Raw genomic sequence first — 17,136 nt, forward strand, 5'->3', positions numbered from 1 at the left:
TATTACCTCTATACTTCTTCGAGCCCCAACGGGTCATACGTAAGTGCTAATGCTTCAATCTTCTTTAGTCGATGGCCAATTCCAGATTTAGATAGTTTCCCCTCCATCAACTCTTCAAGTTCTTTTAAACTCGCTTCAGGATTCTCCCACCGAAGTCTTGCAACGACGCGCAACTTTTCTGGTAATTCTTCAATGCCGATTTCTCTATCAATAATCCGGATTGCTTTTACCTGACGAACTGCTGCATCCACAACCTTCTGTAAATTTGCAGTCTCACAGTTGACTTGTCGATTAATTTGATTTCGTACAGTTTTCATAATCCGCACGTTTTCAAATTCCATAAGAGCCGATTGAGCTCCCATGATTTGCAAACAGTTTGTTACTGCGTCCCCTTCTTTAAGATATACTACATACTCTTCCTTCCGCTCCGTTAAGCCCGCATGAATGTGAAAGAGCCGTAATACATGGATAATTTCCCTCGCAAAGGTCTCGTTTCCCGTCATAAACTCAAGATGATAATCACTTTGTGGTTTATTAACAGAGCCTCCCCCTAAAAAAGCTCCCCTTAAAAAGGCGCGTCGCGCTTCCATTGATTTGAGCCAACTACGAGGAATTTGTTCGCTCACAGGCCATAAAGCAAGATCCTCTAGAGCCTGTCTACCCTCTACAGAGGGTTCTACAGATAGCGTATACATATTTTTTTTACGCAAGTTTAAACCTTGTCGTACTAAAACATTTGTAGGTAATTCGTATTGCTTTTTCAAAATACCAAGCAAACGACGAGCTACTGCATTATTAGCCGTAGCTAAACGAATACCGACGGCACCTTTCATCCCCAAAATGATAGATCCGCCCATACGCAATAAGCAAGACGCTTCAATTTTCATGGCCACATCCGCATCACTAGAGGCTTCATATTGGCATAATTCATTTTTCACATCTTCTGCAAATGACATGGGCATCCCTTCTCATTAATGATCATCTCGTTGAAGATAATACTCTAAGATATGCGGTTCAGTGTTAGATTGCATAGCATGAATAATATCCATAATAACTTTACCTAGCCGTTCAGGATCGTGAACAGCTGGTTTTTGAGGGCTAATTAAGGTAGCTCGTATAGTGCGGATTCCTTTGGCTTGTAACTTTTTAGTATCTAATACCAATGGTTCAGATCCTACAGCACTATATTGTTCAACCATTTGAATTGGCAACGGACCATCATTGGCAAGAACAGTATCTATAATTCCTTCTCCGCCATGAGCAATTAAAGCCTCTACATGGTCATTTAATGTGTAGCCTGTGGTTTCACCTGGTTGTGTCATAACATTAGCAATATAGATTTTATTAGCCTTACTAGCACGTACATGAGAGGCCAACTTATCAGTTAGTAAATTTGGGATAATGCTTGTATATAAACTACCAGGACCTAAAATAATCACATCTGCTTCATCAATGGCACGTAATGCAGCCCCCTCTGGCTTAGGCAATGCTGGATCACTATAGATATGACGAATTCGTTTACCCGAGTGTGGTATATTACTTTCACCTTCTACAATAGTGCCATCTGTCATCTCTGCACGCAATTTAATGAACTCTGTAGAGGAAGGAATTACACGACCACGGACACGCAACAATTTACTAGCCGCTTCAAGAGCTTCTTCAATATCTCCATCGTAAACTTGAGCAAGCGCAGTGATAAAGAGATTACCAAAGCTGTGTCCAGAAAGCTCATTTTCCCCTTCGAAGCGGTAACGGAATAAGTTCTCCATTACCCCTTCTTGTTCAGCTAGTGATACTAAACAGTTTCTCAAATCACCAGGTGCTATCATTTGAAAGTCTTCTCGCAAGCGGCCAGAAGAACCTCCATCATCAGCAACTGTTACAATCGCAGATAGGTTTGATGTATGTGATTTCAAACCACGCAATAAATTTGATAAGCCCGTACCCCCACCGATTACTACAATTTTAGGGCCCTTATCGAGTCGGATATTTTGAAAGATAATATCTGATACCTTACTGTCAGGATTAGGTAGTACCGCACGAATAATCGTTTTTATAACTTTGCTTGTACCGATGAGCATTAATACAGCGCCAATCGATAATACTACAGCCCCTACAGCAATGAGTACATTATAATTGTAAAAGCCCGTCATATTATAAGAAAAGGCAAGTACAATATCTTCAAGAACCGCAAGCCATTGATAGTTAAACATCAAGGAAATGCCAATAATTAAAAGACCTACACCACAACTAAATAAGGCAAGCCAACGTTTTATATTTAGACCCGGAATTAGCCACCGGAACCATCCTTTTCGCAACATAATCCCCCCTATCTAGTTATCAAGTGTTATAATTTCATGAGGATTATAATCTTCTTCTACATTATTTTTCATCATATCTCTATGTTCAACAGTGACACGATATCCTTTTTCTAATAAATGGGAATATAGAGCCTCTGCCATAGCTACAGATCTATGCATACCACCTGTACAGCCTACTGCCACAATAAATTGAGATTTTCCTTCTTGTTCATAATTTGGCACAAGAAAATCCATAGTATCAAAGTAACGTCTTTTAAATTCCTCTGTTACTTCAAAGGAATGAATATATTCATTTACTGCTTTTACACGACCTGTTTTATGACGAAACTCGGGAATATAAAATGGATTTGGTAGAAAACGAACATCCCATACCATATCTGCATCGAGAGGAATACCATATTTAAAACCAAAGCTCACTACAGTAATAGCCATACCATGAGCTTCATCAACTTGAGCAAAGCGCGTTTTTAAATACTCTTTCAAGCTGGCTGTTTTCATATTAGTGGTATCAATAATAAAATCTGCTTTATGGCGCACAGAGTTAAGAATTTGGCGTTCCTTCTTTAGCCCTGTTGTAATCAGCCCATTAGGAGCCAATGGATGACTTCGTCGGCTTTCCTTATATCGACGAATCAAAGTCTCATCTGTAGCATCCATAAATACAATTTCAAAATCTACCTTCATATCTTTTAATGTATCTAAAGATGAAGAAAGAGCTTCAAAAAATTCGCCACCCCGAATATCTACAACAAGAGCAACGCGATTGGTCCGTTCTCCACCTTGTCGGCAAATTTCACTTAATTTAGGAATCAGCACAGGGGGAATATTATCAATACATAAATACCCCATATCTTCTAAAGCTTGCAATACTTGAGTTTTGCCGGCACCTGACATACCTGTAACTATTAACAAACGAAATGCTTCCATAGTTTTACTCCATTATAAAAGATTATCTTCAATCCAATGGGCTACTCCATCGTCATTATGATGGCCACAAATTGTATGAGCCACAGATTTAACATGATCTGTAGCATTATCAACAGCTACAGAGTAACCTGTTTTACGTAGCATAGAAATATCATTTTCTGCATTACCAAAAGAAATAATATGTTCTAAACTAATATGATTATCTAAAGCTAGTTGTGTCAAAGCACGCCCCTTTGACACATTAGGGGCAATGATTTCTAAAAAATCTTTCTGGCTACGAACTAGAGTCACCAAATCACCAACTCTAGGAGTTAAAATTTCAATAATTCGGTCAATTCCTTCTACTGTATCTATAGCAATTAACTTATTCGGTTCAGAGTTTAAACTATATAACGTATCACCTAAAAATTCTGCCGTAGCACCAGTCTGTTTTTCATAGAGAGCGGACTGCCACGTCTTATGATGGCATAATAAATGATCATCCACATACGATTGTATATGCCAATCATATTGTTTTGCTAATTCATAGATACGACGTACTGCTACAATAGGAACAGTCTGTTCAAATAGCTTATATCCTGTTTCTAATTCTTGAATGAGACCACCAGAAAATAAAATCAGCGGCACATTACCAAGCTTTAACGCCTGACCAATGGGCTTAGCCGTTTGGTACATACGCCCCGTAGCAATCGTAATAGCAACACCCTTTTGCTGCAACCGATGTAATACATCTACTGTATAGTCAGATATAGAATTATCGCTACGCACCAAAGTTTCATCACAATCGATGGCAATCATTTTGATATGAGAAAAAGAAGGATTCATGTTCGCCGCCTTTATAGAAATTTTAAATACTCTTTATTATACCATTAATAGTGGCACTATAGATAGAAATAAGCAGTAATAAGCCTAATAATGATAAGAAAGTTTACTCATGAAACTTTCATTAAATGCAAAATCCTCTATTATCGACAAATCATTCTATATTAATTGATTAGACAGCATTAATAAAACACTATAATAAAAAGCCTCATATAATTTTATATTAAACACAAAAAAAAGACTCCCGAAGGAGTCTCTTTCATATGAGTAACTATCAAATTAGAATTTGTAGTTAAGGTCTGCACGGTAGAAGTCAGCTTTATCATTACCGTTTTGATCTTTCCAATCAAAACCGTAGTTAGCTGTTAAGCCTACGTTGTTTTGCAATGCATAGTCAACAGTTGCCATCCAACCTTTAGCATCTGTAGTGTAGATGTGGTTGTAAGTAGTATCAATGATAGGAGCATTTTCTTTTGCGTTGAAGTATTGACCTTTTACGCCCCAAGTACCTTGTTTTTTGATGTCGTAGTTACCATAACCTACGCCTGCAGTCCAAGCTTGAGATTCTTCAAGGCTAGAAGCTTTCAACCATTCGCCACCAACCCAAATTTTATCGAAGTTAACGTCAGTATTGAAACCATATACGTTTCTAACATCGTCATCTTGGTTGATACGGTCATAGAAACCACCAACCATAGCATGTTTACCAACTTTACCATTAACATTTACGATAAGATCAGTAACATTTTCCTCTTTAGTCAAGCCAGCTGCATCGCCAGATACCATGTAACCATAAGCTACTTGTGCATTAACTTTGTTATTACCAGCATTGAATTGAGCACCATCGAAAGTACCATCAAATGCTAAGCCACCACCAACAACTTGACCAAAACGGCCAGCTTTCAAGGATACGCGTTCACCGAATTTATGGTTAACATATGCGCGATCGATTGTAGCATTTGCTTTACCTTCAGTTCTGGAGTCACCCAATTCGAAGTTACCAGATGTCAAACGAACAACTGCATCAGTGCGATCGTTTACTTTTGCGTTGAATTGTACACGTGCACGAGCGTCGAATTTGGATTTAGCGTGTTCAGCATCTTTATAACGAAGACGAGCATCACCAGTAACTTTTACGTTACCAACGCGGTCTTCCAAACGAGCTACACGAACGCCCAAGTTGTTCAATTCGTTGGAGAATTCATCAGCCAAACGGTTGATCATAGCTTGTTGTTCAGCGTTAGCACGATCTTGGTTAGCCATAGCTTTAGCTACCATTTGAGCCATTTCATAACGAGTGATGTTATTTTGGCCTTTGAAAGTACCATCAGGATAACCGTTAACGATACCAGCGTTCGCCAATTGAGAAACTGCTTGGTATGCCCAAGAATCTGGAGTTACGTCGGAGAATGGGTTAGCTGCAAAAGCTGTAGTTACACCCAAAACTGCTGTTGCTGCAAAGATTGCTGCGAATTGTTTTTTCATAGTTGAATTCCTTCTTTCTGAAAAAAATAGAAAATAAAATGTTACAAGTCATAACATTCACATTCTACTCGTTCTTCAGATTAAGAATGTATAGGAGTGTCCATGTTTCCTCACCATATTCTACATCGAAGATCTTCGTTTCATGTATGTATCATGACCTGTACGGTGATAGTATCACAACCTTTTTTCTGTGTAAAGCCTTAACACCTATGTTCAGTCTTATCAATGAATATTTTCTATTTTAAAAGTTTCATGAACCCAGTAATTTTCTAACTTCATGAATATTTTTTCATTTTATAATTTTATACACAAAAAATTTTTTAGCAAATTTAAAATCCTAATTTTAATTAACACTACTAATTAAATGATAATTTATTTATTAATATATAGAATGAATATAAGGCTATATTATCATTATATTTATATGCTAAAAAAGAATACCCTACTTGCTCTCTATGTTAAATTGATAATATTCTAGGCTATTCACCGTGTATATTAATTTTCAAACTACAAAAAAAAAGAGACTCCCGAAGGAGTCTCTTTTGTATGATTAACTATCAAATTAGAATTTGTAGTTAAGTTCTGCACGGTAGAAATCGCTAAGATCGGAACCGCTTTGAGTTTTCCAGTCGAAACCATAGTTAGCGGACAAGCCAACGTTGTTTTGCAATGCATAGTTAACAGTTGCCATCCAACCTTTAGCATCTTGAGTGTAAAGATGATTATAAGTAGTATCTACGATAGGTGCATTTTCTTTTTGGTTAAAGTATTGGCCTTTCACATCCCATGTACCAGCTTTTTTGATATCGTAGTTACCATAACCTACGCCTGCAGTCCAAGCTTGAGATTTTTCAAGGTTGGAAGCTTTCAACCATTCACCGCCAACCCAAACTTTGTCAAAGTTAGCATCAGCATTGAAGCCATAGATATTTTTAACATCATCGGATTGGTTTACACGATCATAGAAACCGCCTACTGTAGTGTGTTTACCAACTTTACCAGTTAAGCCAAGGTAAGTATCAGTTACGTTTTCTTCTTTAGTCAAGCCAGCCGCTTCACCGGATACCATGTAACCATAAGCTGCTTGAGCTTGGATTTTGTCGTTGCCAACGTTCAATTGAGCACCGTCGAATGTGCCGTCGAACATCAAGCCGCCACCAAATACTTGTCCAAAACGACCAGCTTTCAAGGATACGCGTTCGCCGAATTTATGGTTAACATATGCGCGATCGATTGTAGCGTTTGCATTACCGCCATCTTTGGAATTACCCAATTCGAAATTACCAGATGTCAAACGAACTACAGCGTCTGTACGATCGTTAACTTTTGCGTTGAATTGTACACGTGCACGAGCATCAAATTTAGATTTAGCGTGTTCAGCATCACGGTAACGAAGACGAGCATCACCAGTAACTTTTACATTACCAACGCGGTCTTCCAAGCGAGCTACACGAACGCCCAAGTTGTTCAATTCGTTGGAGAATTCATCAGCCAAACGGTTAATCATAGCTTGTTGTTCAGCGTTAGCGCGGTCTTGGTTAGCCATAGCTTTAGCTACCATTTGAGCCATTTCGTAACGAGTGATGTTGTTTTGACCTTTGAAAGTGCCATCTGGGTAACCATTGATAACACCAGCGTTAGCCAATTGAGAAACTGCTTGGTATGCCCAAGAATCTGGAGTTACGTCGGAGAATGGGTTAGCTGCAAAAGCTGTAGTTACACCCAAAACTGCTGTTGCTGCAAAGATTGCTGCGAATTGTTTTTTCATAGTTGAATTCCTTCTTTCTGAAAAAAATAGAAAATAAAATGTTACAAGTCATAACATTCACATTCTACTCGTTCTTCAGATTAAGAATTTTAGGAGTGTCCATGTTTCCTCGCTATATTCTACATCGAAGTTCTTCGTTTCATATGTTTGCTACTTCTTGTACGGTGATATTAGCACAACCATTTTTTCATGTAAACCCTTTTTTCTCAATTGTATTCTCAATATTTTGTTTTTATAACTTAAAATATCTTCAAGATTAGATTGTATCTAGTTTTATAGGGTATAACTTTTTTCATAAAAAAATTTAATTTTATATCCCTTTTTATTAATTGAGAATTTTTATTATATTTTTTATTAAGTTAAACTTATTAATATATATATAATTAATAAGAAATTTATCATTCTATACAGAAAGATTTTATAAATATATCCTACAATATAAGGGATATAATTCTTGATAACCACTAAATTATTCGATTACTTTTAATATTATGTATTTATAAAACATTTTATTATATATACTATTATATATAAAATAATTCATAATACTTTTATGCAACAAAAAAAAGACTTCCGAAGAAGTCTTTTTTTGTTTGTGAGGGAATTAGAATTTGTAATTTAATTCTGCACGGTAGAAATCGGAAAGATCATTACCGCTTTGGTCTTTAGAGTTGAAACCATAACCTGCGGATAAACCTACGTTATCTTGTACTGCGTAGTCTACGCTAGCCATGTAACCTTTGTAACCATTAGATGTATTTGTTAAATCATATGCTTGATCCCAAGTGGAACTTACGATTGGTGCATTAGCTTTTTGGTTGAAGTATTGACCTTTCACATCCCATGTACCTTTTTTAGCGATGTCGTAGTTACCATAGCCAAGACCTGCTGTCCAAGCTTGAGAATTATCTACGTTGGAAGCTTTCAACCATTCACCGCCAGCCCACAATTTATTTTTACGGAAGTCCGCATTGAAACCGTAAACATCTTGTTTATCGGAATTAACTGTTACACCATTGTGGTTCAAGTTGCCGCTAGATAATCTGGAGTAGAAACCACCAACGGAGGATTCTTTACCAACTTTACCTTTTAAGCCTACATAGGATACAGATGGGTTATCAGATTTGGAGTTGCCATCAGCAGCACCATCAATCATATAACCATACGCGCCTTGTACTTGAACTTTATCATTACCTACATTCAATTGTGCACCGTCAAATGTATCATCGTACATCAAACCGCCACCAATTGTTTGTTGGAAACGACCAGCTTTAGCAGATACGTTACTACCAAATTTGTGATCTACGTAAGCACGATCAATTGTTGCTTGAGAACCTTTAGTAGAGTCACCAAATTCGTAATTACCTTTTACACGAACAACTGCTTGTGTTTTATCATTTACATTAGCATTGAATTGTACACGTGCACGGCCGTCAGTTAAGGATTTACTATTAGCTTTGTAAACACCTTTGTCTTCAGAACCTTGGTAACGGATACGAGCATCGCCAGTTACCTTTACATTACCTACACGGTCTTCCAAGCGAGATACTCGAACGCCGAGGTTGTTCAACTCGTTAGAGAACTCATCTGCCAAGCGGTTAATCATAGCTTGTTGTTCAGCGTTAGCACGGTCTTGGTTAGCCATAGCTTTAGCTACCATTTGAGCCATTTCATAACGAGTGATGTTGTTTTGGCCTTTGAAAGTGCCATCTGGATAACCATTAACGATACCAGCTTGTGCCAATTGGGATACTGCTTGGTATGCCCAGCTGTCTGGAGTTACATCGGAGAATGGATTTGCAGCAAATGCTGTTGTTACACCTAACACTGCTGTTGCTGCTAACATTGTTGCGAATTGTTTTTTCATAATGAATTCCTTCTTTCTTATAAATAAGAATTTATATTTGCAGAAGACGTTCACTACATAAGTAGTATCACTATGAAAGATGTATTAGGAGTGTCCATGTTTCCTCAACTAAATTATCTATCTTAGCTCCACTTCTTTGTAGCGTAGCCTTTCTGTTGATGTGAATATACCACCACCCCAAAACTTTGTAAAGCATTTTACACAACTAAATCTTATGAAATTTCTTTCATGAATAAAAATTATCCTAAAAACATAGATTTTTACTGTATTTTTGAAAATTTAATTTTACAAAATTTCATTTTATAGACTAAAAAAATAGATAATTTTCTTATCTACATCCATAAATTTAATAATTATTACTTATTAAATATAAATCATTTAATAAATTATAGTTAATTTATATATTTGAATTGTTTATTTTCTATAAGATTACTAAGTGATATATTTAGATTCAACCTAGCCGTCTCGGTATATTTTATTTAGTATACATTTCACAAGATACAACGTAACTTAATCCTTCTTAACTTATAAAAAAAGCCTATCTACGATGAAAAACATCATAGATAGGCTTTCACGATTATTAAATTGCGTAAGAAACAAATCCTAAAATATGATCAACGGGAACTGGGCCGATAAAACGACTATCACTAGAATGATTGCGATTATCCCCCATCACAAATACATGACCTTCAGGAACTGTTACAGGTGTAGAACGAGTATAATTCATTTTTGTATCTTTTGTATATGGTTCTTGTAATTTCTCTCCGTTACGCCATACATACCCATCTTTAAACTCTAGTACATCACCAGGTCTACCTATTACACGTTTTACCCATACATCATTTGTTTGAGCTGATTTATTGAAAACAGATGCATAGTTCATCAATGGTTCTTTTACATCATCCACCCATGTACGAACACGATTAACACGACTATCAATAATAACAATTTGTCCATATTCAGGCATATCATTCATTATGTGATGCCATTTGGTAACAATCAAATATTGTCCATTGTGTAATGTATCATCCATTGATTCCCCAGATACTCTAGTAGGTTGAATCAAGAAAATATGAATTACCATAGCAATGATTAATGCCAATGCAATAGCATAAATCCAATCTAATATTTCTTTTACTATTGTATTACCTAACTTATTACTCATAGTTTCCTCTTAATGACCACCTTTCGTAAATCTCCCACCAAAGACATCATGTACGTCTTGGATCGTAATAAATGCTGTAGGATCTACTTCATAAACGGTATCCTTTAATCTTGTAATTTCTAGCCGCGTTACTACAGAATACAATACATGTTTTGGTTGTTTTAAATACCCGCCTTCGCCGTACATAATAGTAACACCACGATTAAGATTAGCATTTAAGGCATCTGCAATATCTTTAGAGTTATCCGCATCAGTAATAATCATAACCCCTTTAGATTCTTCAAGACCTGTAATTGTTACGTCAATCATCTTATAAGCAATGAAATAAGCAATTAATGAATACATTGCACTATTCCAACTATAGACAAAGCCTGCCGCCCCAAGAATGACCAAGTTCATAGCCATTACGATTTCACCTACGGAGAAGGTAGACTTCTTATCCCAAATAATAGCTACAATTTCAGAACCGTCTAATGAACCGCCATTACGAATGATAAGACCTACCCCAATACCTAAGATTATACCACCAAAGATAGATCCTAAGAATGGATCTGTCGTAATCGGTGTAAAATCATGAGCAAAGTTAGAAAATATAGCCATCCAGACAATGGAGAACAATGTAGATAAGGTAAAGCCTTTACCGATTGCTCTATAGCCTAAATACAAAAATGGTAAATTGATAAGTACTACGAAAATACTAAAAGATATACCAGATAGTTCCGCAGCCATCAATGAAATACCAACTACACCACCATCGATAATGCTGTTGGGTACTAAAAATAAATCTAAGCCCACCGTATAGATGAAGGCCCCTAAAATCATCATTACACAACGCATAATAAGGTTTGACCAGTTACGCGTTGAAGTTTCATTCGTCATGATTATCTCCTTTTCCGTATAACTGCTCCATAGCATGTAATCTTTTCTCTTCTAACTCACTTGAACTCATAGTTTCTTCTTTGATTGCCGCTTCGTTCTGAGCTAATTGCTTCGTATAGCGTAAGCCAATAACGAGCGCCGTCAAATCATCTACAGGTTCTGGTGGAAATTGCATAGATGTAGGAATAATCTTGCGCCACCCTGTAGGAGGATTATATTGCCAATATAATTTACGGGCCTCCTCTGTACTGTGAGATTCGTCGATTAAACTAGTTGTAATTTTATGATTACGTCCAATTTGTTGAAGAGAAGGATACAAGTGTTTATGATTTGTACCATTTCCACAAACAATATGAACAATACCATAATATTCAGTTAAAATACGCTCAATATCTTTATTGAAAGTATTTGAAGAAATAATTTTACGGCATATCATCTCACCGGAAGGTGAAAGTATAGCTACGCCAGTTTTCTCATTTCCTGGATCCACTGCTAAAATATATGTATTTTCAGTCATTTGATTATCCCCTTTGTAAGTACAGTAGTTATATTTTAACATAAAAAGAAGGTCTTATGTTGAAAATTACATAAGACCTTCTTTTATAATGTATGAAAACAGCATATCTTCATCATATTAATTAGCTTACATTTTTGCCTTATCATTGAAATCTGGCATTTGAGTAATACGCAACTTGAGGTGAACAGGACCAGATGAATATGTATCTCCATCAGTATAAGCTTCTACATGAACCTTGCCACGCATAGTACTTATTCTTTTAATAGCTGTAAACAAATCATCACCAGGTATCGTTCCAATATCACCTGATAAGGAATCAGGAATAATCCCCTTTGCCTTAGCACGCTCATTTACTTGTTTCAAGAATTGAAGCATAGACGATTGAGCATTAGTCCCCCCATCAATTACCGTAGAGTGAATTACCTCTCCATTTTTATAGATAAATTGTTGTGGATATACTTGAATAACTGCAACTGCAGGTTCACCTGAAATAATATTTCCGGCTGCCACAACTTGAACCACCATAGGAGTCTTGGAATTGATTAGCTTTTGAGTAGCTACCTCAACATTTTGTCGATCTACATATACAACGGATTGACCATTATCTTCTATACCTAAGCGACGTAAAACAAGTTTATTTGTATCATCGATAATATGTTTAATAGCATTATTACTATCTTCTTCACTTAAACCAGGTCGTACAACAGCTTGTGCTAATAGCTGATCTACTTGGAAGAGAATGGTTCCTTCCCGTAAATGAATGATGCCATTCTGCAATTGTTCTTGTGTATTTTGTAGATTCTTAATATGCGCTTCCATCTTAGCACGTGTTGCTTCAAGCTCAGCTACCTTTTGAGACACCTCTGCATAAGAGGCTTGTAAAGATGCCAATTCGGCTTCTGTTGCGTCTTTAGCAGCTTGTGCACTCGCCAATTCAGCTTTAGTAGCCTCTACTTCACGGCGAATTTGTTCGATCTCAGCCATCCGTTCTTCAAGCTCTTGTTTATTTTGTTCTAACAAAGCCTGCCCACGAATCAGTTCTTGCGTCTTTGCAGCAACCTCATTATTCAGCTGCTTTATATCAGCTCGCAACTGATCCATACCGAACAATGCGGTTCGCACACTTTGAGACGTAAAGGTTAATACCCCAACTGTAGCTGCTGCAACCAAAAGGCCTGTCACAATAGTAACTATAATAGATGTGTGCTTAGGTCGTAATCCAAAGAGGGACATACGACGTTTACCAATTTTAGTGCCTAGCTTATCCCCCATGTAAGCAATGAGACCACCCATAAGAGCGATAATTATTAAGATTTTGACACCTACTAACATCATGTCCCTCCTTTCTCCTAAGAATACAATCTGTTATTTCGATACGCGCCAATTCAAATACAACCCTGCAATAATACCTAATGTATCCGGTATTAATGCAGCTAATACGGTTGGCAATGCTCCACCTTTCCCTAAGGCACCAGCAAAGGTCATCACCCCATAATAAATAAAGATGATGAGAATACTAATACCAAAGCCGATAGATGAACTAGAACGTTGTTTTTGAAGGCCTAAAGGTGCACCTACAAGAGCAAATACAAAACTTGCCAACGGAATTGTAAAACGTTGGTACATTTCCATTTCAAGTTTATTAGCATTAGTATAAGCAGCCTTATAAGCTCTGATTTGATGACGTAACTCCTTAATCGTTAATTCCTCAGGTTTACGTTGATCTTGTTGAATATCTTTTGGGGCAGACTTAATCGGCAAGGATTGCTCCTTAAATTTCACGGTACGTTCAACACCATTACCAGCTGATAGATCATAGATGATACCATTCTGCATCACCCAATATTGACCATTCCAGATAGCTGTATCAGCATTTTCAACTTGTTGTAACTTGCCGCCCTCCCCAAATTGTTGAACCGTAATCATGGACAACTGTTTGGTTTCAGCATCATAGCTCTTAGCATAGAGCAATGTGCCTAGCTCGTCACCATTCATCGTTTTTAACACAATATGATTTTGTGTTTGAGGTGATGCATTTTTCATAATTTGTTCGCGCACAATCGTTTGATACATATGATTTGTACGAGGTACAACAAATTCATTAAATGCTACTGCCCCAATGGAAATGATGAGGGCAATAATATATACAGGCATGGCCAAGCGTAAAAAGCTTAGACCTCCAGCACGCATAACAACGATTTCACTAGTGCTACTCAAACGACTAAAAGTCATAAGAGAAGCCAATAGTACTGACATTGGGAATGTTAAAATAACAATACTTGGTAAAGCCAAGACAAATGCTTGCATAACAAGCAACAATGGTGCTCCATATTCAGTAATATATTGAGCAATCCTAAACAATGTGCCTGTACCAATAAAAATACTAGTAAAAGCAAAAACCCCAAATAGGAATGGGCCTACAAAAGCTTTTAAAATATATTTATCTAATAATCGCATAGCCCCTCCTATAATTTAAAGTTATCCCCTAAATAATGTTCACGAGCGATTGGATCATTCGCAATTTCATCAGGGGTACCCTCTAGGAGGATTTTACCATTACTCAAAATATAAGCCTTATCTACAATCCCCAATGTTTCGCGAACATTATGGTCTGTAATCAAGATACCAATACCTCGGTTCTTAACGTGTAAGATAATTTGCTGAATATCAGCAACCGCAATTGGATCGACACCTGCAAAAGGTTCATCAAGAAGGATGAAATTAGGTTCTAAGGCGAGGCAACGCGCAATTTCTACACGGCGTCGTTCACCACCAGATAATTGCAGCCCCATACGGTCACGGACATGTCCAATATGAAATTCTTCAATCAATGATTCCACGATAGCTTCAATCTCATCAGATTTTTTTGCCGTAATCTGTAGCATGGCACGAATATTGTCCTCTACAGACATGGAACGAAAGATTGATGCCTCTTGCGGTAAGTATCCAATCCCTTCAGCCGCCCGCTTATACATAGGAATATTTGTTATATCCTTGCCATCAACGGTAATGATACCAGAACTTGGTCTTTCAATGCCTACAATCATATAAAATGACGTAGTTTTACCGGCCCCATTAGGCCCTAATAGACCTACAACTTGGCCTTTATCAACGCGTAGACTTACACCATCTACCACATTGCGTCCGCTAAAGGTTTTAACTAAGTTTTTGGTTTCTATATACATATATTATCCTTATTTATTCGGAACAATGACGAGTGTACTACGTCCACCTAATGTTTCAGCAGAATCATCAGCTAAACGAATTTTCAGTTCCGGTGCATTCAGTACATTACCATTTTGAACGGCATGCGCAGAACCCGATAAGAGTACCACTCCATCATTTTGGTTTGGCGTTTGTGTATATGTAGCTCGGTCAGCAGAACCAGACACGTTTCGTTCAGGATTAGAGAAGGTAACATTACCTTGCGCTACAGCACGAACTTCCTTCATCCATCCTTCTACCTTATCACCGGTTAAGGTTGTCCCTTCAGCAATCAAACGGGCATTGCCTGTAACAAGACCGTATTCAGAGTCAGTACTATACTCAACACTGTCGCCAAAGATTTGGCGATCAGCACGTTGTAAATGAACGCTACCATTAGCAGTGAATTTATTATTATTGTAACTGTGAACCGTTTGAGCAGACATGGCCATATCAGAACCAATCATAGATACACCACCATCAAGATTTGCTTCTTGAGTTTTTGTATTGTACCAACCCTTGGCACCAGTCATAGTTTTATCCGCTTGGGTAATAACAACATTACCTGTTGCATCTGCACGACCTGAATTGCCATCATAAGACAATGTATCAGCGCTGATAGTCAACGGATCATTTGCTGCCCAAACTGTAACAGATGCGGTCATGAGTACAGCTAATATAGCCATACCAATCTGTTTTTTCTTATTCATCATATTTCCTCTCAATTACTTCTTTGTTAATTTCGCATGTCCAATGGCTTTAATAATTTTTAAGGACATATTGCCCTCAAGTTTGTCACCTGTGAGGGTTACATCCTTGCTGTTATAAGTGAAAGCCGTTTTAGATGTCAATGTTTTCGTTTTATTATCAAAGTGAAGGGCCTCAGTTTTAAATTCTGCACCTTCCGTATTGGTAGCAGTAACGCCTTGATCAATATCAAGAGAGTTTCGATCACCCGTCAGTACAGCATGAGGAGCTGTAATCGTAGTAGTCACATCATCTTGATAGAACAGACCTTTCAAATTGGTCAGAACGATAGCTTTTGTACGCGGGTCATATTCAATCTTCTCAGCCGATAATGCCCATACTAACTTGCCATCCTTTTCCTCTTGCAAGTCCGCACCTTGGAAATTAACGAGTTGTCCACTTTGATTTTGAGTGGAATTAGCCTCATTAGAGTCTTTCATAATAAATACAATAAGACCGATTAGAGCTAATACTATAGCGACCACAATGGCAATTAACTTTTTATTGTTTTTCATGCGCTCTCTCCCGTATAGCTATCTTCTTATCGTAATCAATAATTTGATCCATCTTAGTCATCCAACGATGTTGGAACCAAAGCCACTCATCTGGATGTTCACGAATAAATTCTTCCGTAACACGTACACAGGCTTCAGTTAGACGATACATATCAACATCTTCATCGCCAGTTTCCTCATAATGTAATGCCGGCAAGATATGAACGATATGTCCTCCTTCAGGCTTACGAGATGCAAAAATAGGTACTACAGGAGAGCCAAATTTCTTTGCAAATGTTGCTGGTCCCATAACAGCTGATGAATCTTGTCCCAAAAACGGAACTGGTAAACCATTTATATATCCATCTTGGTCAGCTAAGAATCCAAGAAGTTTTTTCTTTTTTAAAGCCTTAGCAGCAGAAACGATTTCGTTGCCACCACTAGCAAATACGTCAAGCCCCACCATCTCACGATATTCATTCATAAGGCGTGTGAATTGAGCATTAGGTTGTTTCTTAACAATTGTAGTGGAAGGATATCCATGAGCCGCCATAGCAGCCCCCATCCATTCCCAGTTGCCTACATGGCCAGTAAGAACGATAACTCCCTTATCTTCAGCAATGGCCTTTTCTAAATGTTCAACACCACGCATCTCTATGTGTTTATTGATAAAGGATTTCGTCAGGTTTGGCATGTATAATACTTCCATAACACTGCGACCAAGATTTTTGAACAACTTATTAATTAATTGTTCCGCCTCTTGATCGTTCATATTCATGCCAATTTTAATATTATTTATGCCTCTAAGCTTTTGCTTCTTCGCTATTAGCCCATATACAGGACCTAAACAAGCGCCTATGAGCAAAATGAGCTTGTATGGTAGTCGACAAACAAGCCAACTAATGCCTTTAACTAAATGGTATTGCCATTCGTTATTCAT

16 protein-coding genes are annotated in these 17,136 nt (G+C 37.5%); all 16 read right to left on the bottom strand.

Going from position 1 to position 17,136, the window contains the following annotated elements:
• Positions 1-8 precede the first annotated feature (8 nt).
• On the bottom strand, positions 9-956 hold the full coding sequence (whiA, locus tag AAAT26_RS08000) for a DNA-binding protein WhiA (RefSeq protein WP_060919900.1): 948 nt from the start codon (positions 954-956) through the stop codon (positions 9-11).
• Positions 957-971: 15 nt separating this feature from the next.
• On the bottom strand, positions 972-2,321 hold the full coding sequence (locus AAAT26_RS08005; RefSeq protein WP_024061003.1) for a gluconeogenesis factor YvcK family protein: 1,350 nt from the start codon (positions 2,319-2,321) through the stop codon (positions 972-974).
• A gap of 12 nt (positions 2,322-2,333) precedes the next feature.
• Positions 2,334-3,248 carry an RNase adapter RapZ gene (gene rapZ / locus AAAT26_RS08010; protein WP_021147899.1) on the bottom strand — a complete coding sequence of 305 codons (915 nt, stop codon included), beginning with the start codon at positions 3,246-3,248 and terminating at the stop codon, positions 2,334-2,336.
• A gap of 12 nt (positions 3,249-3,260) precedes the next feature.
• Positions 3,261-4,073 (bottom strand): HAD family hydrolase, encoded by an 813-nt coding sequence (locus tag AAAT26_RS08015; protein ID WP_349209083.1) that lies wholly within the window; start codon positions 4,071-4,073, stop codon positions 3,261-3,263.
• Positions 4,074-4,349: 276 nt separating this feature from the next.
• Positions 4,350-5,555, bottom strand: coding sequence for a putative porin (locus AAAT26_RS08020; protein ID WP_349209084.1), 1,206 nt, complete (start codon positions 5,553-5,555; stop codon positions 4,350-4,352).
• A 562-nt stretch (positions 5,556-6,117) separates the two neighbouring features.
• Complete coding sequence (locus tag AAAT26_RS08025; protein WP_316073018.1) at positions 6,118-7,323, bottom strand: putative porin; 1,206 nt, start codon at positions 7,321-7,323, stop codon at positions 6,118-6,120.
• Positions 7,324-7,927: 604 nt separating this feature from the next.
• Positions 7,928-9,190 (bottom strand): S-layer homology domain-containing protein, encoded by a 1,263-nt coding sequence (locus tag AAAT26_RS08030; RefSeq protein ID WP_004695518.1) that lies wholly within the window; start codon positions 9,188-9,190, stop codon positions 7,928-7,930.
• A 580-nt stretch (positions 9,191-9,770) separates the two neighbouring features.
• A complete protein-coding gene (gene lepB / locus AAAT26_RS08035; protein WP_004695516.1) occupies positions 9,771-10,355 on the bottom strand; it encodes a signal peptidase I in 585 nt (194 codons plus the stop codon).
• 9 nt (positions 10,356-10,364) lie between these two features.
• A complete protein-coding gene (locus AAAT26_RS08040) occupies positions 10,365-11,234 on the bottom strand; it encodes a YitT family protein (protein ID WP_004695514.1) in 870 nt (289 codons plus the stop codon).
• Positions 11,224-11,751, bottom strand: coding sequence for a RuvC family protein (locus AAAT26_RS08045; protein WP_012864079.1), 528 nt, complete (start codon positions 11,749-11,751; stop codon positions 11,224-11,226). The genes AAAT26_RS08040 and AAAT26_RS08045 overlap by 11 nt, the downstream gene beginning before the upstream one ends.
• A gap of 126 nt (positions 11,752-11,877) precedes the next feature.
• A complete protein-coding gene (locus AAAT26_RS08050) occupies positions 11,878-13,083 on the bottom strand; it encodes a DUF3084 family protein (protein ID WP_101929013.1) in 1,206 nt (401 codons plus the stop codon).
• 33 nt (positions 13,084-13,116) lie between these two features.
• A complete protein-coding gene (locus AAAT26_RS08055; protein ID WP_101929012.1) occupies positions 13,117-14,208 on the bottom strand; it encodes an LptF/LptG family permease in 1,092 nt (363 codons plus the stop codon).
• 8 nt (positions 14,209-14,216) lie between these two features.
• Positions 14,217-14,936: an LPS export ABC transporter ATP-binding protein gene (gene lptB, locus AAAT26_RS08060; RefSeq protein ID WP_101929011.1), complete on the bottom strand. Its 720-nt coding sequence runs from the start codon at positions 14,934-14,936 to the stop codon at positions 14,217-14,219.
• Positions 14,937-14,945: 9 nt separating this feature from the next.
• Entirely contained in the window at positions 14,946-15,668 is a 723-nt protein-coding gene (locus tag AAAT26_RS08065) for an LptA/OstA family protein (protein ID WP_004695505.1), read from the bottom strand.
• Positions 15,669-15,680: 12 nt separating this feature from the next.
• The gene (gene lptC / locus AAAT26_RS08070) at positions 15,681-16,217 is read right to left on the bottom strand and encodes an LPS export ABC transporter periplasmic protein LptC (RefSeq protein ID WP_004698432.1); all 537 of its coding nucleotides are present in this window, start codon (positions 16,215-16,217) and stop codon (positions 15,681-15,683) included.
• On the bottom strand, positions 16,204-17,136 hold the full coding sequence (locus tag AAAT26_RS08075; protein WP_004698446.1) for a lysophospholipid acyltransferase family protein: 933 nt from the start codon (positions 17,134-17,136) through the stop codon (positions 16,204-16,206). The genes lptC and AAAT26_RS08075 overlap by 14 nt, the downstream gene beginning before the upstream one ends.

It is taken from the genome of Veillonella parvula, assembly GCF_040094895.1.
Lineage (GTDB): Bacteria > Bacillota > Negativicutes > Veillonellales > Veillonellaceae > Veillonella > Veillonella parvula_L.